The organism is Sphingomonas sp. 10B4 (assembly GCF_035019905.1).
GTDB classification, from domain to species: domain Bacteria; phylum Pseudomonadota; class Alphaproteobacteria; order Sphingomonadales; family Sphingomonadaceae; genus Sphingomonas; species Sphingomonas glacialis.
Window position 1 is genome coordinate 59,407 of record NZ_JASJVC010000003.1, and the last position, 24,112, is coordinate 83,518.

A 24,112-nucleotide genomic window follows, 5' to 3' on the forward strand; every position below is an offset into this window, starting at 1 on the left:
CAGCCGAACGGGCCCTTCGACAGGCTCAGGGCGAACGGGGTTTAGGTTCCGCGCGAGCGGGCGTAGCCGCTCGCTAGCCGTGCTGCGCGATGATCGCGCATCCCGCCGCCGCGATCAGCGCGAACATCTGGGTCGAGCGCCAATCGACCCAGCCGACGCGGTCGAGATCATCGCGCCGGTCGCGCCGCCAGTCGGCGACCCCAGCCAGCACCGCGACTACCACCGCGACGCCCGCGGCACTCCACCACAGCATGCGTCAGTCGCCGAGCTTCTCGATCTTCTCGTTCAACCGGCCGAGTTCGGCCTTGAGCGCGGCGATCTCGTCATCCTTGCTCATCGCGGCAGCCGGAGCAGGCTTGGCCGCCCCGCCCGGCACCGCGCCGGGCTTGAACGCCGCGGTCGCCGCCTCGAACATCGCCATGTTCTGCTTGGCGATCTCGGCGAACGGCGTGTTGGCGAAGGGCGACTGCGCGAACGCGCCCTCGACCGCCGACTTGAACTGCTGCTGGTTGTGGCGGAAGCTGTCCATCGACGCCTCGAGATAGCCCGGCACCATCGCCTGCATCGAATCGCCATACATCGCGATCAGCTGGCGCAGGAAGTTGACCGGCAGCATCGTCTGGCCGCGCTGTTCCTCTTCCATGATGATCTGGGTAAGGATGTTGTGCGTGATGTCTTCTTCGGTCTTCGCGTCGAGCACCTTGAAGTCGCGCCCCTCGCGCGTCATCGCGGCGAGATGTTCGAGGGTGATGTAGGAAGACGTCTCGGTATTGTAGAGCCGGCGGTTCGCATACTTCTTGATCGTCACCGGGCCGTCGCCCGGAATGGTCTTTTTCATGCAGAAGGGCTCCCCGACGAATGTTTGGCCAGAACCTACCACCAATTATTACCGCATCGCAACACGGCCCGCGTCCGCTACCCTTATTCCTCGAAATGTTGCTTGCCGAGACCGCGACCGATCCCGATCGCCGCGTCGCAGCACTGGCGGGACTGCGCGCGTATCAGGATGCGCCGCGCGGTCGCGCGCGCAAGCCGATGCCGGCGCGGTACCGCAAGGGCAAGGCACGGCTGCGCGATTACGGCGCGAAGGGCGCGACCGGGCGCGCGATCGTGTTCGTGCCGTCGCTGATCAATCCGCCGCACATCCTCGATTTACTGCCCGACGTCTCGCTGCTCCGCTGGCTGGCCGCACAAGGCCACCGCCCCTTCCTGCTCGACTGGGGGACGCAAGCCCCGGCGGGGCGCGCGCTCGATCTCGACGCGCACGTCACGCGCGTACTGCTCCCGCTGATCGCCAAGTTCGACTCGCCGCCGATCCTCGTGGGCTATTGCCTCGGCGGGACGCTGGCGCTCGCCGCGGCGTGCCTGACCGAAGTCGCGGGGTTGGCGCTGATTGCGGCGCCGTGGCATTTCGCGGGCTTCGGCGAAGCCGCGCGCGCGGATATGGCGGGCTTGTGGGCGTCGGCGAAACCCGCGTGCGAGGCGATGGGGCTCGTGCCCATGGAAGTGCTGCAATCGGGCTTCTGGCGACTCGATCCGGCGCGGACGGTCGCCAAATACGAGTCGTTCGCCGCGCTCGACCCCGACAGCGCCGCGGCGCAGCGCTTCATCGCGATGGAGGATTGGGCGAATGGCGGCGCCCCCCTGCCCTATGCCGCCGGACGCCAGCTGTTCGAGGACTGTATCGCCCGCGACATTCCCGGCAGCGGCGCCTGGCGGATCACGGGCACGACGATCACCCCCACGGCGCTGCGCTGCCCGAGCGTCGATTTCGTCTCGCGCAACGACCGTATCGTGCCCGCCGCCACCGCCGCCGATCTCCCCGACCGCCATGATCTCGGCGCGGGGCATGTCGGGATGATCGTCGGCAGCGGCGCCCGCGCGCAAATGTGGGAACCGCTGGCGGGGTGGTTAAACGCCCTGCCCCCCGCTAAATAGCCCCCAAACCTTACCGCCGGAGCAGAGCCATGCAGGACATCGTCATCACCGCCGCCAAGCGCACGCCCGTCGGCAGCTTCCTCGGCGCGTTCGCCGGAACGCCGGCGCACGAGCTCGGCCGGATCGCGATCGAGGCAGCGCTCGCGCAGGCCGGCGTCGCGGGTGACGAAGTCTCCGAGGTCATTCTCGGCCAAGTGCTCACTGCCGGCCAGGGGCAGAACCCGGCGCGCCAGGCGGCGATGGCAGCGGGCGTACCCAAGGAAATCCCCGCCTGGGGCGTCAACCAGGTGTGCGGTTCGGGCTTGCGCGCGGTGGCGCTGGCGGCGCAGTCGATCGCTTGCGGCGATGCGCGCATCATGGTCGCGGGCGGGCAGGAATCGATGTCGCTCAGCGCGCACGCACAGAACCTGCGGGGCGGTACCAAGATGGGCAACGTCACGCTGGTCGACACGATGATCAGCGACGGGCTGACCGACGTGTTCAACAACTATCACATGGGCATCACTGCCGAGAATCTCGCCGAGCAGTACCAGATCTCGCGCGAGGCACAGGACGTGTTCGCGGTCCGCTCGCAGAACCTCGCCGAAGCCGCGCGCACCGCTGGGCGCTTCCGCGACGAGATCGCGCCCGTCACGATCAAGGGGCGCAAGGGCGACACGATCGTCGCGGACGACGAATATATCCGCGCCGGGGCGACGCTCGAGAGCGTTGCCGGCCTGCGCCCGGCGTTCAAGAAGGACGGCACCGTCACCGCGGCGAACGCGAGCGGCCTCAACGACGGCGCCGCCGCGCTCGTGCTGATGACGCGCGCCGAGGCCGAGACGCGTGGAAGCCCGATCCTCGCACGGATCGCGAGCTGGGCGTCGGCCGGGGTCGATCCGTCGATCATGGGAATCGGCCCCGTCCCGGCGACTCGCCGCGCGCTCGAAAAGGCCGGGTGGAGCATTGGCGATCTCGACCTGATCGAAGCGAACGAAGCGTTTGCCGCGCAGGCGCTGTCGGTCGGCAAGGAACTCGGCTGGGATCCCGAGCGCGTCAACGTCAACGGCGGTGCGATCGCGATCGGCCACCCGATCGGCGCCTCGGGCGCGCGCGTGCTGACGACGCTGCTATACGAGATGGCCAAGCGCGATGTTCGGAAGGGTCTGGCAACGCTTTGTATTGGCGGCGGAATGGGAATTGCGGTCTGCGTCGAGCGGTAAGACCCAAAAACCGTTGCGCTGGGACAACAATTTTTTTGAAAGCATGACGGATGTGACACTTTGGTCACATGTTTAACAAACTGTCAGCTTTGGTTCAGGTTTGTGAAATGTAGGGGTTGCGCCGGACCTACATTTCTTATTTGTTACCCCCAACCGGGCAGGCGGAACCGCCGCCCGGAAATGGGGAACTATCGATGAAGCTCAGACTGTTGTCTGCGAGCGCCCTTACCGGCGTGTCGCTCGTTATCGCTTTGCCTGCCGCCGCTCAAACCGCACCTCCCGAGCCGGCACCTGCCACACCACCAGGCTCGCTTGCTGCCGACGACGCTTCGGCGGCGAACCAGGGCCCTGAAGATATCGTCGTCACCGGTTCGCGCATCCGGGTCCGCAAGCTCGACCAATCGGTTCCGGTCACGGCGATCTCGGCGGTCGAACTGCTCGGTGCGCGCGGCGACGTTTCGCTCGGCGACGCGCTCAACCAGCTCCCGCAGCTCCGCTCGACCTTCAGCCAGGCGAACTCGACCGGCAGCATCGGCACCGCGGGCCTCAGCCTGCTCGATCTGCGCGGCCTCGGTACTGCGCGCACGCTGACGCTCGTCAACGGCCGTCGCGTCGTGACCGCCGTTCCCGGCAGCTACACGCCCGACGTCAGCACGATTCCGTACGATCTGGTCGAACGCGTCGATCTCGTCACCGGCGGCAATTCGGCGATCTACGGTTCGGATGCGATCGCGGGCGTCGTCAACTTCGTGCTGCGCAAGAACTATGACGGCGTGCGGATTCGCGCACAGGGCGGCACGACCACCTATGGCGACCGCGGCACCTACCTGATCAGCGGCATCGCCGGCCATAACTTCCTCGACGGTCGGGTGAACCTCACCGTGTCGGGCGAATATACGCGCGCAAACTCGGTCTTCTATGCCGATCGCGATTATCTGGGCGCGTTCACGGGAACGCCCGGGTTCATCACGACGCAGATCACCACCGCGCCGAACCGCAACTTCGACGGCATTCCGAACACCTCGTTCGTGTCGAGCGGCATCGTCTTCGGCAACCGCTCGATCGGCGGTACCGTCGTGACGACCTGCCCGGGCACCGCGACCACGGCAAATGCCGCGCAGCGCGCCGCGATCTGCACCGGGCAGACCACGCCGACCGGCGCCCCGCTCGCGTACAACTACGTGTTCCAGCCTGACGGTTCGCTGCAGAAGGACAGCAACATTGTCGACAATCGCGCGATCGGCGGCGGGATTCTCCGCGGCTTGACCGCGACGGGCGTCGAAGATGCGATGTTGCTGCCGAGCCAGGATCGCTATGTTGCGAACCTGATGTTGAGCGGCGATTTCTCACCCGCCTTCAAGCCGTTCCTCGAGGCGACCTACGTCAAGGTCGATGTCGAGCAGCAATCGACCCAGCCGAGCTTCACGGGTGGTACGCTGACCTCGACGTTCAGCATCAACAACCCGTTCCTCTCCGCCGCATCGCGCTCGACGCTGCAGACGATCCTCGCCCCGGGCGCCACGTCGTTCACGCTCAACCGCTTCAACAACGATTTCGGCACGCGCGCCGAATTCCATAAGCGGCAGACCTACCGCGCCGTTCTCGGCGTGCAGGGCGACATCAGCGAGAAGGGCAATCTCCACTACGAGATCGCCGGCAACTACGGTCGCACCGAAAACTACTATCGCACGGGCGGCAACGTCCTGATCGCGAACTACGGCAAGGCGGTGAACGCGGTTGTCGCACCGACCGGCTATGCCGGGAGCAACTTCGTCAACAATTCGACCGGCCAGAAGATCGTCTGCGCGGTCAATGCCGATGCCAGCACGACCAACGACGACGCGGCCTGCGTTCCATTGAACCTGTTCGGCCAGGGCGCCTTCGACCAGCGCGCCCTCAACTACACGCTCTACACCTCGACGCGGAACCAGTGGGCCGAGGAAATCGACGCAACGGCATTCCTCTCGGGCGATTCGAGCGGCTTCTTCAAGCTGCCCGGCGGCCCGGTCGGCTTCTCGATCGGTGCCGAATATCGCAGCGAGGATGCGTTCTCGGGCCAGGATCCGGTCACCGCGTCGGGCGCGACCTTCCTCAACCCGGCGGCGACGTTCGATCCGAACAAGGTCGAGATCAAGGAACTCTATGGCGAGCTTCGCCTACCGGTCCTCGCCAATCTGCCGCTCATCCGCGAGTTGACGATCGAAGGCGCTGGCCGCGTGTCCGATTACGGCGGCACGGTCGGTTCGGTCGTCGCATGGAATGCCGGTGTGATCTACTCGCCGGTCCGCGACCTGACCTTCAACGCGACCTTGGCACGCTCGGTCCGCGCACCGAACCTGTCCAACCTCTATGCGACCGCGGCGACCACCTTCGCCAACGGCCTGACCGATCCGTGCGACCAGGCGGGTGGCACCAACTCGGGCAACAACATCAACGCCGGTCCGAACCGTGTGAAGAACTGCGCGGCGGCCGGTATCCCGACCAGCATCACCTTCGTCGATCCGGCATCGGGCGCGACTCTGGTGAAGCCGTGGACCAACCAGTCGGCATCAGGTGTTGCCGGTGTGAACCAGGGCAACCCCAACCTCTCGCCTGAAGTCGGCCTGAGCTTCACGACCAGCATGAACTATGCGCCGCACTATATTCCCGGCCTCAACTTCAAGGTCACCTACTACAACATCCGCGTGAAGAACGTGATCTCCGGCCTTACCGGCCAGGCGATCATCAACCGCTGCTATGACGATCCGGGCGGCATCAACAACACGTTCTGCGCCGCCGTCTTCCGCCGCACGACGACCGATCCGGTTACCAACCAGACCTTCAACGGACAGACCTCGCGCACGATCGACACGTCGCAGTTCACCTTCGGACTGGCGGGCAACGGCAACGGCTTCATCAACCAGCCGTTCAACTTCGCCAAGCTGGCAACGCGCGGCCTCGATTTCGACGCAGCCTATGTCCATGCGTTCCGCAGCAACCTGCAGCTCAATCTGCGCCTGCAGGTCAGCTATGTGATGGATCGTCTGCAATACACCTACATCACCGAACCCAACCGCTACGACCGGATCGACAGCACGCTCGGCGATCCGAAGTGGCAGGGTCAGTTCACGATCAACGGCAAATGGGGCCCGGTCGACCTGAACTACAATGCGCGCTACGTCGGCAAGCAGATCGTTTCGGGGCTTTCCTATGAAACGTTCTTCACTTCGCAGGGCCGGACTCCGACCAACCCCGACGCGCGTCCGTTCGTGTACTATAACCCGATCGTCTACCACAGCCTTCGTCTGGGCGTGAACGCGACCGACAAGTACCGCTTCTACGCCGGCGTCGACAACCTCACCAACAAGCTGCCGCCGTACGATCTTACGGGCACGGGCAACGACGCGATCTATCCGAACACCGGCCGCTTCTTCTATGCGGGTGCCGAGTTCAAATTCTGATCGAAACACATCCAACCTGAGGAAAAGGGGTCGCTTTCGCGGCCCCTTTTTTTATGCGGTCCAGCGCCTTTCGAACCGCTGCCCCAACCCCGTCAGCAGCTCATATTGCGACATGCCCGCGGCGGCCGCTGCCGCCGGCAACGCATAGTCGAGCGCGACCCAATCGCCCTCGCCGAGCTCCGGCGCCGCCGCGACCGAGATCGCCGTCAGATCCATCGACACGCGGCCGATCACCGGCAGCGCGGCAGCACCGGCGCGCGCGGCGCCGGCATTGCTGAACCCGCGCCAATAGCCGTCGGCATAACCGATATTGAGGATTGCCACCTCGAGCGGCGCCGTGGCCGTGAACTGCGCATTATAGCCGATCGAATCGCCCGCCTGGAGGGTACGGCGCTGGAGGATCTGCGCTTCGGGGGTCACGACTTGCCCGACCACGCCCGCCAGTTCGCCGCGCGGCACGCCCCCGTAGAGCGCAAGCCCGGGTCGCGTGAGGTCGAAGGCATAGTCGGCGCCAAGCGCGATTCCCGCCGAATTGGCGAGGCTCAGCCGCCGTGCGGCGGTGCGCCCGCCGAGCCCGCGCAACGCCGCTGCCTGCCGCGCATTCATCGCGCTGTCCTCGTCGGCGCACGCGAGATGGCTCATCAGCGTGTCGATCGCCAGGCCATCGAGCAGCCCGCTTGCGACCTCGGCGATCGATACGCCGAGCCGGTTCATCCCGGTATCGACCATCACGTCGCACCGCCCGCCGCCACTCTCGCGCCAGCGCGCGACGTGCGCTGCGGTATTGAGCACCGGGCGCGCGATAACGCTCGTGGCGGCCGCCATGTCCTCGGCGCGCACGCCGTGCAGCACGGCGATGTCGAAGCCGAGCCCGGCGAGACGCTCGGCCTCGCCCCAGCTCGCGACGAAGAAATCGCGGCATCCCGCGCCCGCCAGGCGCTCGGCGACACCCGCCGCGCCGAGGCCATAGCCATCGGCCTTGATCGCCGCGCCGCACGCCGCCGCGCCGCTCAGCGCGTCGAGCGCGCGCCAGTTCGCGACGAGCGCGGCGGTGTCGAGGCGGAGGCGGAGCGGAGCATCGGTCATGCCAGAGCGGTTAGCCGCCGCGGCAGGCACGCGCCAGCCCGGCGTTCAGTCGGCGCTCGCCCGGCCCGGCTTGCTTTCCTCGAGGCCATAGAGCGTGACGACCAGCGCCATCGCCACCACCGCGATCGTGTACCACAGCCCGGCATAGGGATTGCCCGTGCGCGCGACGATCACCTGGCTGATCAGCGGCAGGAAGCCGCCGAAATAGCCGGTGCCGAAATGATAGGGGATCGACATCGAGCTGTAGCGGATCCGCGGCGGAAACATTTCCGACAGCAAGGCGGCGACCGGGCCATAAGTGATTCCGGCGAGCGCGCTGAGCGCAAGGATCGCGAGCAGGATCAACACGATATTGCCCGGCGACGGCACGACCGGGCGCAGATCGTACCCGCCGTTCGCGAGCGCGGCATCGAGCCCGGCATCGCTGAGATCGTCGACGCCCACGCCGCCGATCAGCACCAGCGTCACCGGGGTGTGCGCCTTGGTATACGGCACGCCCTTTTTCGACAGATAGTCGAGCAAGCGGCGGCATTCGGTCGGCTTGGCCGGGAACAGGTCGTATTGGCACGCAGGCCCCGACACGACGACGGGCGCGCGCTTGGCGGCATGCGCGAGTTCGGGGTTGGCGGCGCTGCCCATCACCCAGAAGATCGGAAAGAGCAGCACGAGCGTCAGCGCATAGCCGATCACGATCGGCGTCTTGCGCCCGACTCGGTCCGACAGCCAGCCGAACAGCACGAAGAACCCAAGCCCGCCGAGCGCGCCGAACCCGACGATCAACTGGGCGGCGGTTTCCTGGACGCGCATCGTGCCTTGCAGGAACGACAGCACGGTGAACATCGCGGTGTACCAGATCACGGTCAGCCCGGCGGCGATGCCGAACAGCGCGACGAACAGCCGCTTGAGGTTGCCGGGATAGGTGAAGCTTTCGGTGAACGGGTTCTTGGCGGTCTCGCCCGCCGCCTTCATTTGCTTGAACACCGGGCTTTCGGACAGTTTGAGCCGCATCCACAGCGACACGCCGAGCAGCACGAGCGAGAAGACGAACGGCACGCGCCAGCCCCATGCGTCCCACATTCCTGCCGGCATCAGCGCCTTGGCGAGCAACACGACGGCGAGGCTGAGGATGAATCCGCCAGCCACACTCGCTTGAATGAAGCTGGTGAAATAGCCGCTGCGCCCGGGTGGCGAATGCTCGGCGACATAGATCGCCGCGCCGCCATATTCACCGCCGAGCGCGAGCCCCTGCAGGATTCGCAGTCCGATCACGACGAACGGCGCGGCGAGCCCGATCGTCGCCGCGCTCGGCACCAGGCCGACTCCGGCGGTGGCGAGGCCCATCAGCGTGATCGTGACGAGGAAGGTATATTTGCGCCCGAGCTTGTCGCCGAGAAAGCCGAACAGGATCGCGCCGAGCGGGCGAAAGCCGAACCCGACCGCAAACCCCGCCCAGGCGTAGAGCGTCTGGAGCAGCTCGCTTTGCGCGGGAAAGAAGGTCCGCCCGATGATCCCCGAGGCCGCCAGAGTGCCGTAGATGAAGAAATCATACCATTCGAAGATCGTGCCGAGCGACGAGGCAGTGATGATGAGCTGGATGTCCTTGCGGCTCGGCGTCACCGGCACGTCCGGCCCCACATCGCTCGCCAAGATCGTCGCCATTCTCACCATCCCCACCCATGCTTCGGGTCCGGCGCGACGATAAGCGGTTTCGCCCGTGCGGCAAGACGCATCCCGCCAGCCCGGCGCGCAGCGGTTATCCGGCGTCGCGCACGCGCTCGTGATGGCGGATCACTTCGTCGATGATGAAGCGCAGGAACTTCTCGCTGAAATCGGGGTCGAGATCGGCTTGCTTGGCGAGCCCGCGCAGCCGCGCGATCTGCGATTCCTCACGCCCCGGATCGGCGGGCGGCAACCCAGCGGACGCCTTGTAGCGCCCGACCGCCTGCGTCGTCTTGAAGCGCTCGGCGAGCAGAAAGACCAGCGCCGCATCGATATTGTCGATGCTCTGGCGGTATCCGTTCAGCGTCTCGTCGGCCACCGATTGCTCCCCATCTGATGTCCTCGCCCTATTGCGGGCACGGGAGGGCCCATGCAAGCCGGGAAACGCTTGCCTTTGGGCGCGCGCGCGGCCACATCGCACGCCACATGAGCGCCACCCTTCTCCGCCTCGATCCGAGCCGCGCCCAGCCCTCGCTGGAGCCGATGGTGCAACTCGTCACCGGCGACATGAACATGGTCAATGCCGTGATCCTGTCGCGGATGCAGTCCGAGATTCCGCTGATCCCCGAACTCGCCGGCCATTTGATCGCCGGCGGCGGCAAGCGGATGCGCCCGATGCTGACGCTCGCGAGCGCACGGCTGCTGAGCTATTCGGGCACGCGGCATCACCGCCTCGCCGCCGCGGTCGAGTTCATCCACACCGCCACGCTGCTCCACGACGATGTCGTCGACGGATCCGATCTGCGCCGCGGGAAGCGCACCGCCAACCTCATCTGGGGCAACCCGGCGAGCGTGCTCGTCGGCGATTTCCTGTTCAGCCGCTCGTTCGAGCTGATGGTCGAGGACGGATCGCTGAAAGTGCTCGGGATCCTCGCGGGCGCGAGCGCGATCATCGCCGAGGGCGAGGTCAACCAGCTCACCGCCGCGCGCCGGATCGACACGCCCGAGGAACGCTATCTCGACATCATCGGCGCGAAGACCGCCGCGTTGTTCGCCGCGGCCTGCCGCGTCTCTGCGGTCGTCGCCGAGCGCCCCGAGGCCGAAGAACTCGCGCTCGATTCGTACGGCCGCAACCTCGGCATCGCGTTCCAGCTGGTCGACGATGCGATCGACTATGTCTCCGACGCGGGCACGATGGGCAAGGATGCCGGCGACGATTTCCGCGAAGGCAAGGCGACGCTTCCGGTGATTCTCGCTTATGCGCGCGGCAATCCGGAGGACCGCGTGTTCTGGAAGGCGGCGATCGAAGGGCATCGCAACAGCGACGCGGATTTCGAGCGTGCGATCGAGCTCGTTCGGGCGACGCGCGCGGTCGACGACACGCTCGCACGGGCGCGCCATTACGGCCAGCGCGCGATCGATGCGCTGGCGATCTTCGCCAACGGCAAGGCCAAGGACGCAATGGTCGAAGCCGTCGAATTCGCGATCGCGCGCGCCTACTAAGCCGCGCGCCCGGTCGGCCTTTCGATCTTTCCAATGCCACGGAAAGGCGCATAGTGGCGGCGCGGTTGGACGTCGAGCGGACGATCGCAACAAGAGGATCGAGTATGTTCGTCGATTTCCAGAACCAGTGGAGCCCACCCGAGCCCCCGGCGCCAAAGCCCGCGCCACGGCAGAACAAACGCGCCGAGTCGATCACCGCCTGGATCATCGGTTTCAATCTCGTGATGCTCTTGGTCGGCCCGCTTGCCGGCGCGACGCTGTTCGACGCCGTGGTGGCGATGTTCAAGCACTGACGCGCGACGCCGCCCCCGGCGGTTAGCAGCCGAGCTTCGGCTCGGTCGCGTCGGCCCCGTCGAGTTCGACTTGCAACGTCGCATGGCCGATCCCGAAATGCGCCTTGAGCATCGTCCGCGCGCGGTCGAGGAAGGCATCGCCCGGATGCCCGCCGGGCATGACGAGATGCGCGGTCAGCACGGTCTCGGTCGTGCTCATCGGCCAGATATGGACGTGATGCACCCGCGCGACGCCCGGCAGCTCGCGCAATTCTTCCCACACCGCGTCCGAATCGATGCTCCGCGGCACCGCCGCCAGCGCCATCTCGACCGATTCGCGGAGCAAGCCCCAGGTCTGCAGGAAGATCAGCACCGCGATGACGATGCTGACGATCGGATCGATCCAGGTCGCCCCCGAGAGCCAGATCACCAGCCCCGACACGACGACCCCCGCCGACACCATCGCATCGCTCAGCATGTGGAGATACGCGCCGCGGATGTTGAGGTCGCCCTTGCGGCCGCGCATGAACAGCAACGCGGTCACCCCATTCACGACAATCCCCGCGCCCGCGACCCAGGCGACGGTCGGCCCGTCGACCGGCGCGGGCGTCGCGATCCGCTGCACCGCCTCGAGCACGATCGCCCCGAGCGCGACGAGCAGCAGCAGCGCGTTGAGCAAGGCGGCGAGGATCGTCGAACCCTTGAGCCCATAGGTGAAGCGCTTCGACGCCGCGCGCCGCCCGAGCGCGATCGCCGCCCAGGCCGCGCCGAGCCCGAGCACGTCGGACAGATTGTGCCCGGCATCCGCGAGCAGCGCGACCGACCCCGCGATCAGCCCGAACACGACTTCGGCGACGATGAAGCCGAGGTTGAGCGTGATGCCGATCGCGAACGCCCGGTCGTGGCCAGCGGCGGGCGGACCGTGGTCGTGCCCGGCATGGCTATGGCCTGCGCCATGCGAATGCCCGTGATGATGATGCGAATGGCCGGCCACGACGATCTCCGAAACTCTGGACGTCCGCCTAGCATCGCGATTGCGGGATATACTAGGACGTTGGGAATGCCGCCGCAGTTCCCTCGCCATGCGTCGATCGATCGCACGATATCGCGCTGTCCCCGTGGCGCGCGATCGGGCAAGGCGCTGCGTATCGTGGCCACCCTCCTTCTTCCCCATCTGCGGTGTTTGGCATGACGCTGCCGATCCACGCCGTCCTGCCCGATCTGCTCGCGCGGCTGCGCGACGCGAGCAACGCCGTCCTCGTCGCGCCGCCGGGCGCGGGCAAGACCACCGCCGTCGCGCCCGCTTTGCTTGGCGAAGCGTGGTGCAGCGGCAAGATCCTGCTGCTTTCGCCACGCCGTCTCGCCGCGCGCGCCGCGGCCGAGCGCATGGCGGCGACCGCCGGCCAGCCCGTCGGCCAGACCTTCGGCTATGCCACGCGGATGGATTCGAAGCGTTCGGCGGCGACCCGCGTAACCGTCGTAACCGAGGGCATCTTCGTCGCGCGCATCCAGAACGATCCCGAACTGGCGGGCGTCTCGGCGGTGCTGTTCGACGAAGTCCATGAGCGCAGCCTCGACAGCGATTTCGGGCTCGCGCTCGCGCTCGATGCGCAAGCCGGGCTGCGCCCCGATCTGCGGGTCGTCGCGATGTCGGCGACGCTCGACGGCGCGCGCTTCTCGGGGCTGATGGAGGGCGCGCCGGTGATCGAGAGCGCGGGGCGGATGCACCCGCTCACGCTGCGCCATCTCGGCCGTGCGGCCGAGGCGCGGATCGAGGATTCGGTCGCGGGCGCGGTGCGGCTCGCGCTGCGCGAGGAGAAGGGCGGAGTCCTCGCCTTCCTGCCGGGCGTCGCCGAGATCGAGCGCACCGCCGAACGGCTCGACGGGCTCGGCGAGGGCATCGTGCTCCACAAGCTCCATGGCAGCCTCGACCCCGCAGCGCAGCGCGCCGCGATCGCGCCCGACGCCGCGGGGCGCCGCAAGGTCGTGCTCGCGACGTCGATCGCCGAGACCAGCCTGACGCTCGACGGGATCGCGGTGGTGATCGATTCGGGCCTCGCGCGCCGCCCGCGCTATGATCGTGCCGCGGGGATGACGCGGCTCGTCACCGAACGCGCGAGCCAGGCCGCGGTCACGCAACGTGCGGGCCGCGCCGCGCGCCAGACGCCGGGGGTGGCGTATCGGCTGTGGGAGGAAGCCGCGACCGCCGGGCTGCCGCGCTTCGACCCGCCCGAGATCCTCGAGGCCGATCTGTCGGCGCTGACGCTCGACTGCGCGCTGTGGGGCGTCGCCGATCCGCGGCAGTTGCGCTGGCTCGATCCGCCGCCCGAGGCGGCGGTGCAGGAAGCGCGCACGCGGCTCGCGGCGCTCGACGCGCTCGATGCGGATGGGCGCCCGACGCCGCATGGCCATGCGATCGCGCGGCTGCCGCTCGCGCCGCGGCTTGGGCACATGCTGGTGCGGGCGGGGGAGCTTGGTCTGGCCGATGTCGCGGCCGAGGTCGCGGTGCTGCTCGGCGAGCGCGGACTTGGCGGCAATGACGTCGATCTCGAAACGCGCCGCCGCCGCTGGCGCAGCGAGCGCGGGCCACGCGCGGAAGCGGGGCGGAAACTTGCGAAACGGTGGAGCCAACTTGCTCCCCTCCTGCTTGCGGGAGGGGCTGGGGGTGGGCGCGCGCTTTCAACCAGCGCGAACGGCGAAAGCGCGAGCCCACCCCCCAGCCCCATCCCGCAAGCGGGAGAGGGACAAGAAGCCATCGCTATCGCGCTCGCCTTCCCCGATCGCATTGCGCGCCGCCGCGACAGCTCGGGCGAAACCTGGGCTTCGGTCGGCGGACGCGGGTTCAAGCTCGATCCGACCAGCAGTCTCGCGCGCGAAGAGTGGCTCGCCGTCGCCGAGACCCAAGGCATGGCGTCGGGCGCGCGCATCCTCTCGGCCGCCGCGATCGACCTCGCCACGATCGAGACGCTGTTCGGCGAGCGGATCGCGACGCATCGCACCGTCGCCTTCGACCCCGCGACCGGCGGCATCCGGGCGTTGCGCGAACGCCGGCTCGGCGCGCTGCGGCTGTCGAGCGGCCCCGATTCGAACGCCGACCCCGATGCCATCGCCGCGGCGCTGCTCGAAGGAGTCCACGCGACCGGCCTCGCCCGCCTCCCGTGGAGCGACGCCGCGCTCGCGCTGCGCCACCGCGCCGCCTTTGCGCAGGAGCATGGCGGCGCCGAACTCGCGCTCGACGACGCGGCGTTGCTCGCGCGCGCCGACGAATGGCTCGTCCCGCTGCTGACGGGCAAGCGCCGGCTCGACGCGATCGATCCCGGCGCGCTGACCGAAGCGCTGCGCACCCTGATCGGCTGGGACGCGCTGAAGACGATCGAGCGCCTCGCGCCGACGCACTTCACCAGCCCCGCCGGGTCGACCCACCCGATCGATTACGATGCCGAAGGTGGCCCGCGCGTCGAGCTGCGCCCACAGACGCTGTTCGGGCTCGCAACGCACCCGATGATCGCGGGCGGGCGCGTGGCGCTGGTGCTCAGCCTTACCTCGCCCGGCGGCCGGCCGATCCAGACGACGCGCGATTTGCCGGGTTTCTGGGCGGGCAGCTGGTCGGCGGTGGCCAAGGAAATGCGCGGTCGTTACCCGCGCCACCCCTGGCCCGACGACCCCGCCGCCGCCTCTGCAACGCTGCGCACGAAAAACGCAGATGCGCGGCGCCAAGAAGCACGATAAGGAGACGCCATGTCGATCGCCCGAATCTATCAGCGCCCCAAGAACGCCATGTCGTCGGGCCGTGCCCGCACCACCAGCTGGGTGCTCGATTTCGCCCCTGCCGAGGCCAAGCAAGCCGACCCGCTCACCGGCTGGGCCGGCTCGGGCGACACGCGCGACCAGGTGCGGCTGAGCTTCCCGACGCAGGAAGCCGCGATCGCCTATGCCGAGCGCGAAGGTCTTGCCTTCACCGTCGTCTCCGCGCCGACGCGGACGCTCAAGCTGCAAAGCTACGCCGACAACTTCCGCTGACGGCGAGGGTTGGTCGGGGGCGGTTTGCCCCTCGCCGATTCAGCCAGCCAGGATCCCGCCGCTAAGCAGCAGCAGCATCTTGACGTCGATCGCCACGCCCTCGGCGCGCTTGGCGGCAACGAACGCCGCAATCTCGCCGAGCGGGACGCGGTGGACGGTGATGTTCTCGCCCTCGACCCCGCCGCCAGCGCTCACCTGCGTCAACCCGGTGGCGCGGACGAGCGTGAAGCCTTCCGACACCATCCCCGGCGAGGAATGGAAGAAGCCGATCGTTTCGATCGTCGCCGCGGCATAGCCGGTTTCTTCCTCGAGCTCGCGCGCGGCCGAGGTGTGGATGCCCTCGCCTTCGGTTTCATCGCCGACAAGGCCAGCCGGCAACTCCAGACAGCGCTTCCCGAGCGGCACGCGGTATTGCTCGACCAGGATCACCGCGCCATCGTCGATCGCAAGGATCACCGCGGCGGCGATCCCGCGGGCCCGCGCGACATATTCCCAGCTTCCGTCCTTGATGACCTTGATGAACTTGCCGTCCCACACCGTCTCTGCGGTCATACTTCGATCAGCCTGTCGGGAAGTTCGTTGCGGTCGTCGGCAGTCTTGGGGAAGGTTTCGGACAGGATCGTGCCGATCTGCTCGACCGCCGCTGCCATGCCGGCGGCGGGTCGTCCCTCGCGCGAGTGCGCGACCAGCGCCGCCATCGCCGCGCCCCAGCGCTCGGCCGGGACCGCGCGGTGGATCGCTTCGTCGGCGACGATTTCGGCCATGCGCTCGTCGCGCGACAGATAGAGCAGGATCCCGACGCGCGCGGTGGTGCGCCGCTCGGCACCGACCTTGAAATACTGGATCGCGCGACGCCGCACGCGCCGCGCGCGCGTCGCCTTTGGCACCAGCGCGATCCGCCACGCGGCACGCCCGAGCGCATAGCGGACGATCAGGAAGACGATCGCCTCGACCACGAGCAGCGCCGACAGCAGCAGCCGCGGATCGGCGGGCGATTCCCACCCGTCCGAAAAGCCTGCAAGCCACCGCTCGATCGCGGCCGGATCGATCGTGAACAGCGCGACGACGAGCAGCATCGCGGCCACCGCATAGTGCAGCGCGGCGTCGCGATACTCGTCCGAGCGATCGCTGACGATCGTCACGATCTCGCCATCGGTCCCCGCTTCGGCGGCCTTGACCGCAGCGAGCACGACCGCATGGTCCGCCGCCGTGAGATGCGCTGTGCGCGGCATTACCAGTCTCCCGAGGCGCCACCGCCCCCAAAGGATCCGCCGCCACCGCCGGTGAAGCCACCGCCGCCCCAGCTGCCATCGGAACCGCCGCCGCCACCGCCGCCGCCGCCCCAGCCGCCGCCCGAATCGCGACGCGAATCGCTAAGACTGCTGAGCACAGAGCCCCACAACACCGCCGAGCCGATCCCGTCATTATACTGCCGCCCGCCGCCGCGCCGGCGCAGGCTCGACAGGATGACGAAGCCGATCACGAGGCCCCAGAAGATCATCCCGAACGGAATCCCGCCGCCACCGCGCGATGTGCTGCGCTTGTGCGTCGCATCGAACGCGGCTGCCGCCTTGTCGAGATTGGCCTTCTGTTCCTCGGGCGATGCGCGCAGCTGTGCGATGACGGCATCGGTGCCGGCCTCCATCGCGCCGGGAATGTCGCTCGGCTGCTTCTTAAGCAGCGGCAGCATCTTCTCGCGGATCATCACGCCCGAAAACGCATCGGTCAGGAAAGGTTCGAGACCATAGCCGACTTCGAGCCGCGGCCCGCGATGCCCGGCGGCCTCGTTCGGCGCGATCATCAGGATCGCGCCATTGTCGACGTCCTTGAGCCCGACGCCCCAGGCACGCCCGAGCCCGACGCCATATTCGGACAGCTCGCGCCCCTGCAGATCGGGGAGCGTGACGACGACCAATTGCCGCTTGGTGTCCTTCTGCAACGCCTCGAGCTTGGCGGTCAGATCGGCCTCGGTCGCTGGCGGCAGGACGTTGGCGGCATCGACGACCAATCCGGTAAATTTCGGATAGGTCTGCGCCGCTGCCGGGACGAGCCCCAGCAGCAGCGCGACCAACGTCGCAAGCAAGGCCTGAATCAGGCGCATCGGCATCACATCGCCTTCGGGGCCTTCGGCCCGGTTACTTTAGTTGGTGTTGCCGAAATTGACCGCAGGCGCTTCCTCGGCGCCCGCGCTCGTCGCCTTGAACGGGACCAGCGGCTTTGCACCATAGATCACCTTCGCGCCGATCGCGTCGGGGAAGGTGCGGATCGTCGTGTTATACGCCTGCACGGCGTCGTTATAATCGTGCCGCGCGGTCGAGATGCGGTTCTCGGTGCCTTCGAGCTGCGTCATCAGCGTGGCGTAATTGCCCTGCGACTTGAGCTCGGGATAGGCTTCCTGGAGCCGCTGCAGCGACATCGTCACGCCGGCCTGCGCCTTCTCGTAATTGGCGACCTTCGCCGGATCGTTGAGATCGGCACCCGACACCTTGACTTGCGACGCCGAGGCGCGCGCCTGCGTCACTTCGACGAGGATCGCCTTCTCCTGCGCGCCCGCGGCTTTCACCGTCGAGACGAGGTTGGGAATGAGGTCGGCGCGGCGCTGATAATAGTTTTCGACGTCGGCCCATTTGGCCTTGGCATTCTCCTCCGCGGTCGGAACGCTGTTGAGCCCGCAGCCAGCCAAGGTGACGGCGCCGAGGAGAACGAGCGGAGTGCGGTACTTCATATCGTAGGGATCCCTTCAGATCTTGCGTCATCATGATAGCCGGGTACGATGGCCTCGCGAAATGAAATCGGAAGGGGGCACGCTTTGTTCAAGGAGTTTAAGGCATTCATTGCTCGGGGGAACGTGCTCGATCTCGCCGTCGCGGTGATCATCGGCGCGGCGTTCGGCAAGATCATCACGTCGCTGACCGACGACGTGATCATGCCGGTCATCGGCAAGATCTTCGGCGGACTCGATTTTTCGAGCTACTTCGTCGTGCTCGGCAAGATGCCGCCCGCGCTCGCCGGATCATCGGATTATGCCGCGCTGAAAAAGGCCGGCGTGCCGCTGTTGGGCTACGGGACGTTCGTCACCGCCGCGGTGAACTTCGTGATCGTGGCCTTTATAATCTTCTTGATCGTCCGCGCCGTGAACCGGCTGATGCCCGCCGCGCCCGAAGTCGTCGCCGAGCCGGTCGAGCCGTCTGACGTCACGCTGCTGCGCGAGATTCGCGACGAGCTGCGCCGGCGGTAATGATCGGTAGCCCCTCCCCTTCAGGGGAGGGGAGTGGGTTACGCCGCGACCAATTCCTCCGCAGTCGCATCGGCAAGGCTGGTGCCATCGAGAATTCGCGCGGTCTCGTCGCGCACGCGCATCATCGCGTGGCGGATCGCGCAGGTCGCCTCGTCCTTGCAGTCCTTGCACGAGCGGTATGCGGTACGGCTGACGCACGGCACCAGCGCAAGCGGCCCCTCGATCACGCGGATGATCTCGCCGAGCGAAATCAGGTGCGGCGGGCGCGACAGGCAGTACCCGCCCATCTTGCCGCGATGGCTGTGGAGAAACCCCGCCTCGCGAAGATCGGCGAGGATCAGCTCGAGGAACTTGCGCGGCACGTTCGCCTCGGCGGCGATGCGGTTCATCGGGATCGGGGGGCTTCCGGCCGGGGCTTGCGCCAGGAACATCATCGCGCGGAGTGCGTAGCGGGAACGTTGCGTCAACATGATATACTAACCCATGCACCCGATTTGTGGCGAGTGAAAGGCGGAAGGTGTCAAACCGGGCCTTTTCATCATGTTGCAACGCCCCTTTTCACGCGGCTGTAACATGCCTATATCGCTCGTGCCGGGCTTGCCCGGCTATGGTGATAAAGTGCGGCGTAGAATAGATGCAGCGGACCCGGGGGCAGTACCCGGCGACTCCACCACACCCCCTCTCTCCAGAGGGGGTATGACGGGGTCGAACTAGGATCGACGTGTATTGAAAGGCGCTGTTTTTGCCCAGGCTGAGTAACCTGTTCAAGGCTCATAACCACAAGTGCAAACGATAACCATGCACTCGCGATTGCTGCGTAACACTAAGGCCTAACGGTCTAAGTTACTAAGTTAAAAGCGCGGTCCGGGCCGCACCGGGCAACAGAAGCGGACACCGGCGGTCCGGGGGGCACCGAGCAACAGAAGCTCCCCACCTATCCTGCGGCGAGTAGCGTTACGCGAAGCATGGCCGACTCCGACAGCGCCCCACCCCCGCCCCCGCCCCCACAGCGCAAGATCATCCATATCGACATGGATGCCTTCTATGCCTCCGTCGAGCAGCGCGACGATCCGGCATTGCGTGGCAAGCCCGTCGCGGTCGGCGGATCGCGCGCGCGCGGCGTGGTCGCGGCGGCGAGCTATGAGGCGCGGACCTTCGGCGTGCGCTCGGCGATGCCCTCGGTCACCGCGATCCGGCGCTGTCCTGACCTTGTGTTCGTGCCGCCGCGCTTCGACGTCTATGGCGCGATCTCGCAGCAGATCCGCGCGATCTTCGCCGACTATACCGACCAGATCGAACCGCTCTCGCTCGACGAGGCGTATCTCGACGTCACCGAGGACCGCCACGGCCTCGGCTCGGCCAAGGCGATCGCCGAGCAGATCCGCGCGCGGATCAAGGCCGAGACTGGGCTCACCGCGTCGGCGGGCGTTAGCTACAACAAGTTCGTCGCCAAGCTCGCCTCGGACCAGAACAAGCCCGACGGGATCTGCGTCATTCCCCCGGCGCGCGGCGCGGCGTTCGTCGCGAGCCTGCCGGTCAAGCGCTTCCACGGCGTCGGCCCGGTCACCGCGACGCGGATGGCGGCGCTCGGGATCGAGACCGGCGCCGATCTGCGCGAGCAACCGCTCGCCTTCCTCCACGCCCATTTCGGAAGTTATGCCGACTATCTGTACGGCGCCGCGCGCGGGATCGACCACCGCCCGGTGCGCAGTAACCGCGCGACCAAGTCGGTAGGCGCCGAGCGGACGTTCGAGACCGACATCGCGTCCCCTGCCGATCTCCACGCCGCGCTCGAGCGGGTCGCCGAGGCGGCGCTGGTGCGGATCGAGCGCCACGGCGTGCGCGGACGGACCGTGACGCTCAAGCTGCGCTTCTCGGATTTCCGCACTATTACGCGCGCACGCTCGCTCAGTCGCGGCGCGTTCGACCGCGCAAGCTTCGTCGCGGGCGGACGTGCGTTGCTCGATGCGCAGCTTCCGGTGCCGCTCGGCGTGCGCTTACTCGGGCTGACGCTGTCGGGGATCACCGACAACGAGGAAGCGACCGAGCAGGCGACGCTCTTGTGACACGCCCTCCCCGTTCGCCCTGAGCCTGTCGAAGGGCCTTACCGCGCGCCGGTGCTTCGACAGGCTCAGCACGAACGGTGGTATACGCGCCGACGCCGACGCTACGCCACCCGCTCCCCGACCCGCTGCAGATCCTCGACGAAGCGCGCATATTCCGCATCAGCCTGCGCGCGGTCGGGTATCCGCAGCAAATAGCTCGGATGCACCGTGATCCACGCCTCGCCCCCACCGGGCAGCGTCAGCGCGCGCCCGCGCTCCTTGCCGATCGTCACGACGCGCCCGAACAGGCTGCGCGCCGCGGTCGCGCCGAGCGCGACCGTCACCTTCGGCCGGACGAGCAACTGCTCCTGCTCGACCCACCAGCGGCACGCGTCGATCTCGCCGGCGTCGGGCTTGGCATGGATGCGCCGCTTGCCGCGCGGTTCGAACTTGAAATGCTTGACCGCGTTGGTGACGTAGACGCCCGCGCGCTCGATCCCCGCCGCCGCCAGCGCGCGATCGAACACCTGCCCCGCCGGCCCGACGAACGGCTTGCCCGCCAGATCCTCCTGGTCGCCGGGCTGCTCGCCGACGAACATCAAACTGGCATCGACCGGCCCTTCGCCGAACACCGTCTGCGTTGCCGGCCCGTAGAGCGAACAGCGCGTGCACCCCGCCGCTTCACCCCGCAGAGCCGCCCACGCCGCGTCGATATTGTCGCCGATGTCGCGCTTCGTCTGCGCCGTCGCCATCATCCCGCTTTCCCGCGCCTGCGCGCCCGCTATGAGGCCTGGCACTAAGGCGGTCTCGGGCATGTTCTTCCAATATTTGCGCGGCATCTCTTTCAGCATCATGCCGATCTTGAGCCGCGCCGGGTTGAAAATCGAGGCGTAATAGGTCTTCCACACTTCCTCGATCGGGTCGCCGTCGGGCGCGTCGCTCTTGGCGGCACCGGGGCCTTCGGCGAGCGTCTCGCCGTCCCAATGCAGCGACAGCTCGGGCGTCAGGATCGACCAGCGCATGCTCGAAAAGCGATCGAGGAAAAAGCCGGCATTGGCGCGCACGATATGATGCTCGGGCTCGAACCAGGCGACGAAACGCGCGACGCCATCCTCGTCGACCTCGCGGAAGCGCAGGAAGGCGCGCATCTTGTGGATGTCCTTGCGCACTTCCTGCGCGAGATGCTCGAGCCGCCGGAGCAGCGGATCGGCATGATCCTCGATCGCGCCCGGCTGCACCCGAATCCGCGCGAGCAGCGTGTAGAGCAACGCGAAACGCTCCGGATCGCGGTGGAGGACGGCCTTCTTCGCCAGATCGATAAACGCGCGCGGCACCGCAAAGGCGGGGCCGGTCGGCACCGTCGTGTCGGCGGTCGCCGCGAACAGGTCGGTCGGGTTGCCCGCGCCCTGCCAGACGACGTCCTCGGGCGGCACGCCCGCAGCGGCGAGACTGCGCGCGGCATCGCGCCAGCCGTCGAAATCATCGGGTTCGGCAAGAGTAATTGCGCGCATCAAGCTCCCCTTATTCCGCGAACAACTCCAATTGCTCGGTCTTGGGTGCAACCACCGGTCGCAATTCGGCGCGATCGCTGAGCGCCACCGGGCGCCAGTCCTCGGCGATCAGGAACGGACGCACCTTCGCGACCGACACCGTGAGCCGGGCGACATCGGCGAGATGCAGCCGCCGCCAGCGTCGCGCCGCCAGGATCGCGGTCACCGCCTTCACCCCCAGCCCCGGCACGCGCAGCAACGCCTCGCGCGGCGCGCGATTGACGTCGACCGGGAAAGACCCGCGGAACTTGAGCGCCCAGGCAAGCTTGGGGTCGATGTCGAGCGGCAGCATCCCCGTCGTCGCATCGGCGGCGGCAACGACATCGGCCGGCGTGTAGTCGTAAAAGCGCATCAGCCAGTCCGACTGGTACAGCCGGTGTTCGCGCATCAGCGGCGGGCGCTGCAAGGGAAGCACCGCGCTCGCATCGGGGATCGGGCTGAACGCCGAATAATAGACGCGACGCAGGCCGAAGCGATCATACAGCGTCGACGCCTTGGTGACGATGTCGCCATCGGTCGCCGCATCCGCCCCGACGATCATCTGCGTCGATTGCCCGGCGGGCGCGAAGCGCGGCGCCGACTTGAAGCGCTTCTTGGCGTCGCTCGTGTCGAGGATCGCGGTCTTGGTGTCGCCCATCGCGCCCTCGATCCGCGCCGCCGATTTCTCGGGCGCAAGCCGCGTCAGCCCGGCGACGGTTGGCAGCTCGACATTGATCGAGAGGCGATCGGCATGCAGCCCCGCCTGATGGACGAGTTCGGGATCGGCATCGGGGATCGTCTTCAAATGAATGTAGCCGCGGAAATCATGATCCTCGCGCAAGCTGCGCGCCACCTCGACCATCTGCTCCATCGTATAGTTCGACGATCCGATGATCCCCGACGACAGGAACAGCCCCTCGATATAATTGCGTCGGTAGAAGGACAGCGTAAGCCGCACGACCTCCTCCGCGGTGAAGCGCGCCCGCCGCACGTTCGAGCTCTTGCGGTTGATGCAATAATGGCAGTCGAAGATGCAGCTGTTGGTCAGCAGGATCTTGAGCAGCGAGATGCAGCGGCCATCGGGCGCATAGGCGTGGCAGATGCCCATCCCCTGATCGGTCGAGCCGATCCCCTTGCCGTCGCGCGACGTACGTTTCACCGATCCCGAAGAGGCGCACGACGCATCGTATTTGGCGGCGTCGGCAAGGATCGCGAGTTTCTGCTGGACGTCGAGCTGGGCCATGCGTTCGTTATATGTTCCGAGTCGCCCAGACGCAACCCAAGTTAGAATTCAGAAGCCCGAATGAAGCCCCACCCGCTTCTCGTGCGTCACGTCGCTCTTCGAGCCGACCAGCCGCCCGGCCTTGCCGTCGACGCATTCGACTTGCGCGACGATCCGCACCCAACGTCGCTTGCCGTCGATCTCGATCTCGGCGTCGAGCATGAAGCCGGTCTTGTCGCGGATCGCAGCCATGCGCAGGCATTCGAGCGCGATGCGCGATTCAGGTGTGTAGCATGCCGCCGCCGTGGCGCGATCGAGCACGCTGCCGCGCGGGAACCCGAACAGATCGTAGACGCCTTCGCTCCACGTCAGCGTTTCCGTTGCAAGGTCGCACGCCCACAGGCCGGTTTTCACCATCGTCGGCATGGCCGCGTATGGAATGATGTCGCTCTGCGGCCCGTATAGTGTGGCATCGTTCATGCACGTTGCCTTGCCTTGCCCATTTCACCCTTGTTCATTTCACCCGCCATATTGCTCAACAAAGGTTAATCAAATGATCGCCAAGACGAGATTGTTCGCTCGGCGATGCAACCCTCGCCGCGACGGAACGTTACGCACCCGAATAGGGTCAAAAAGGGATTATACCATCATGCGTCACCTCTTCCTCTCGCTCGCCGCCGCTTCGCTCGTCATTCCGGCAACGATGGCCCTCCCCACCGACAAGGCCGAAGCGCGCAAGCATCGCTATTACGGCAAGTCGAACCGCCATTATTCGTGCCGCCGGTCGTCGGGCACGACCGGCCTGCTCGTCGGCGGTGCCGGTGGTGCGCTCGCTGGTAACGCGCTCGGCGGCGGCGTGCTCGGCACGGTTGCCGGCGGCGTCGGCGGTGCGCTCCTCGGCAAGCATCTCGACAAGCGTCACGACGCTGCGCAGAACCGTCGCAACGGCTGCTGATTG

Annotated in this window: 24 protein-coding genes and 1 other RNA gene; 11 read left to right on the forward strand and 14 right to left on the reverse strand. The window is 67.1% G+C overall.

What is annotated here, in order from left to right:
- Window positions 1-73 precede the first annotated feature (73 nt).
- Window positions 74-253, reverse strand: a complete 180-nt coding sequence (locus QN347_RS01615; RefSeq protein WP_322162475.1) for a hypothetical protein — start codon at window positions 251-253, stop codon at window positions 74-76.
- A 3-nt stretch (window positions 254-256) separates the two neighbouring features.
- Complete coding sequence (gene phaR, locus QN347_RS01620; RefSeq protein WP_133186349.1) at window positions 257-838, reverse strand: polyhydroxyalkanoate synthesis repressor PhaR; 582 nt, start codon at window positions 836-838, stop codon at window positions 257-259.
- 95 nt (window positions 839-933) lie between these two features.
- Between phaR and QN347_RS01625 the strand changes: the two genes are divergently transcribed.
- The 3 genes from QN347_RS01625 (at window position 934) to QN347_RS01635 (ending at window position 6,580) form a co-directional block, all read left to right on the forward strand.
- Window positions 934-1,938, forward strand: a complete 1,005-nt coding sequence (locus tag QN347_RS01625) for an alpha/beta fold hydrolase (RefSeq protein WP_322162473.1) — start codon at window positions 934-936, stop codon at window positions 1,936-1,938.
- A 29-nt stretch (window positions 1,939-1,967) separates the two neighbouring features.
- A complete protein-coding gene (locus QN347_RS01630; protein ID WP_322162471.1) occupies window positions 1,968-3,140 on the forward strand; it encodes an acetyl-CoA C-acetyltransferase in 1,173 nt (390 codons plus the stop codon).
- Between the two features lie 194 nt (window positions 3,141-3,334).
- Entirely contained in the window at window positions 3,335-6,580 is a 3,246-nt protein-coding gene (locus tag QN347_RS01635) for a TonB-dependent receptor domain-containing protein (protein ID WP_322162470.1), read from the forward strand.
- 51 nt (window positions 6,581-6,631) lie between these two features.
- Here QN347_RS01635 and QN347_RS01640 read toward each other — a convergent pair whose 3' ends face one another.
- The 3 genes from QN347_RS01640 to QN347_RS01650 form a co-directional block, all read right to left on the reverse strand.
- Window positions 6,632-7,666, reverse strand: a complete 1,035-nt coding sequence (locus QN347_RS01640; protein ID WP_322162468.1) for an alanine racemase — start codon at window positions 7,664-7,666, stop codon at window positions 6,632-6,634.
- A gap of 45 nt (window positions 7,667-7,711) precedes the next feature.
- Window positions 7,712-9,325, reverse strand: a complete 1,614-nt coding sequence (locus QN347_RS01645; RefSeq protein WP_133186339.1) for an MFS transporter — start codon at window positions 9,323-9,325, stop codon at window positions 7,712-7,714.
- A 94-nt stretch (window positions 9,326-9,419) separates the two neighbouring features.
- Window positions 9,420-9,704 carry a chorismate mutase gene (locus QN347_RS01650; RefSeq protein ID WP_133186337.1) on the reverse strand — a complete coding sequence of 95 codons (285 nt, stop codon included), beginning with the start codon at window positions 9,702-9,704 and terminating at the stop codon, window positions 9,420-9,422.
- Between the two features lie 107 nt (window positions 9,705-9,811).
- Between QN347_RS01650 and QN347_RS01655 the strand changes: the two genes are divergently transcribed.
- Together QN347_RS01655 and QN347_RS01660 are read left to right on the forward strand one after the other, a co-directional pair.
- Window positions 9,812-10,828: a polyprenyl synthetase family protein gene (locus tag QN347_RS01655; protein WP_133186335.1), complete on the forward strand. Its 1,017-nt coding sequence runs from the start codon at window positions 9,812-9,814 to the stop codon at window positions 10,826-10,828.
- Window positions 10,829-10,932: 104 nt separating this feature from the next.
- Entirely contained in the window at window positions 10,933-11,121 is a 189-nt protein-coding gene (locus QN347_RS01660; RefSeq protein WP_133186333.1) for a hypothetical protein, read from the forward strand.
- Window positions 11,122-11,143: 22 nt separating this feature from the next.
- Here QN347_RS01660 and QN347_RS01665 read toward each other — a convergent pair whose 3' ends face one another.
- Complete coding sequence (locus QN347_RS01665) at window positions 11,144-12,094, reverse strand: cation diffusion facilitator family transporter (protein ID WP_322162466.1); 951 nt, start codon at window positions 12,092-12,094, stop codon at window positions 11,144-11,146.
- Window positions 12,095-12,288: 194 nt separating this feature from the next.
- Here QN347_RS01665 and hrpB point away from each other — a divergent pair, with 194 nt between their 5' ends.
- Window positions 12,289-14,829, forward strand: a complete 2,541-nt coding sequence (gene hrpB / locus QN347_RS01670) for an ATP-dependent helicase HrpB (protein ID WP_322162464.1) — start codon at window positions 12,289-12,291, stop codon at window positions 14,827-14,829.
- 9 nt (window positions 14,830-14,838) lie between these two features.
- Window positions 14,839-15,120, forward strand: coding sequence for an ETC complex I subunit (locus QN347_RS01675; protein WP_322162463.1), 282 nt, complete (start codon window positions 14,839-14,841; stop codon window positions 15,118-15,120).
- A 39-nt stretch (window positions 15,121-15,159) separates the two neighbouring features.
- Here the strand turns inward: QN347_RS01675 and QN347_RS01680 are convergent, their stop codons facing one another.
- Genes QN347_RS01680 through QN347_RS01695 form a run of 4 tightly spaced genes read right to left on the reverse strand, consistent with a single transcriptional unit; the run spans window position 15,160 to window position 17,845 of the window.
- Window positions 15,160-15,672, reverse strand: coding sequence for an NUDIX hydrolase (locus QN347_RS01680; protein WP_322162462.1), 513 nt, complete (start codon window positions 15,670-15,672; stop codon window positions 15,160-15,162).
- On the reverse strand, window positions 15,669-16,352 hold the full coding sequence (locus QN347_RS01685) for a TPM domain-containing protein (protein WP_322162461.1): 684 nt from the start codon (window positions 16,350-16,352) through the stop codon (window positions 15,669-15,671). Before QN347_RS01685 ends, QN347_RS01680 begins: the two co-directional genes overlap by 4 nt.
- The gene (locus QN347_RS01690; protein ID WP_322162460.1) at window positions 16,352-17,227 is read right to left on the reverse strand and encodes a TPM domain-containing protein; all 876 of its coding nucleotides are present in this window, start codon (window positions 17,225-17,227) and stop codon (window positions 16,352-16,354) included. The genes QN347_RS01685 and QN347_RS01690 overlap by 1 nt, the downstream gene beginning before the upstream one ends.
- Window positions 17,228-17,260: 33 nt before the next feature.
- A complete protein-coding gene (locus QN347_RS01695; protein ID WP_322162459.1) occupies window positions 17,261-17,845 on the reverse strand; it encodes a LemA family protein in 585 nt (194 codons plus the stop codon).
- An 84-nt stretch (window positions 17,846-17,929) separates the two neighbouring features.
- Between QN347_RS01695 and mscL the strand changes: the two genes are divergently transcribed.
- The gene (mscL, locus tag QN347_RS01700) at window positions 17,930-18,358 is read left to right on the forward strand and encodes a large conductance mechanosensitive channel protein MscL (protein WP_322162457.1); all 429 of its coding nucleotides are present in this window, start codon (window positions 17,930-17,932) and stop codon (window positions 18,356-18,358) included.
- A 38-nt stretch (window positions 18,359-18,396) separates the two neighbouring features.
- On the opposite strand, the gene QN347_RS01705 is transcribed toward mscL, so the two are convergent.
- Window positions 18,397-18,828 carry an RrF2 family transcriptional regulator gene (locus QN347_RS01705; RefSeq protein WP_133186315.1) on the reverse strand — a complete coding sequence of 144 codons (432 nt, stop codon included), beginning with the start codon at window positions 18,826-18,828 and terminating at the stop codon, window positions 18,397-18,399.
- Between the two features lie 81 nt (window positions 18,829-18,909).
- On the opposite strand from QN347_RS01705, the gene ssrA reads away from it, so the two are divergent.
- Window positions 18,910-19,254: a transfer-messenger RNA gene (gene ssrA / locus QN347_RS01710) on the forward strand.
- Window positions 19,255-19,323: 69 nt separating this feature from the next.
- Window positions 19,324-20,424 (forward strand): DNA polymerase IV, encoded by a 1,101-nt coding sequence (gene dinB, locus QN347_RS01715; protein ID WP_322162455.1) that lies wholly within the window; start codon window positions 19,324-19,326, stop codon window positions 20,422-20,424.
- Between the two features lie 101 nt (window positions 20,425-20,525).
- Here the strand turns inward: dinB and QN347_RS01720 are convergent, their stop codons facing one another.
- Genes QN347_RS01720 through QN347_RS01730 form a run of 3 tightly spaced genes read right to left on the reverse strand, consistent with a single transcriptional unit; the run spans window position 20,526 to window position 23,634 of the window.
- Window positions 20,526-21,914, reverse strand: coding sequence for a UdgX family uracil-DNA binding protein (locus QN347_RS01720; RefSeq protein ID WP_322162453.1), 1,389 nt, complete (start codon window positions 21,912-21,914; stop codon window positions 20,526-20,528).
- A 10-nt stretch (window positions 21,915-21,924) separates the two neighbouring features.
- The gene (locus QN347_RS01725) at window positions 21,925-23,175 is read right to left on the reverse strand and encodes a putative DNA modification/repair radical SAM protein (protein ID WP_322162452.1); all 1,251 of its coding nucleotides are present in this window, start codon (window positions 23,173-23,175) and stop codon (window positions 21,925-21,927) included.
- Window positions 23,176-23,223: 48 nt separating this feature from the next.
- A complete protein-coding gene (locus QN347_RS01730; protein ID WP_229839310.1) occupies window positions 23,224-23,634 on the reverse strand; it encodes a hypothetical protein in 411 nt (136 codons plus the stop codon).
- 169 nt (window positions 23,635-23,803) lie between these two features.
- Here QN347_RS01730 and QN347_RS01735 point away from each other — a divergent pair, with 169 nt between their 5' ends.
- Entirely contained in the window at window positions 23,804-24,109 is a 306-nt protein-coding gene (locus tag QN347_RS01735) for a hypothetical protein (protein WP_133186307.1), read from the forward strand.
- Window positions 24,110-24,112 lie beyond the last annotated feature (3 nt).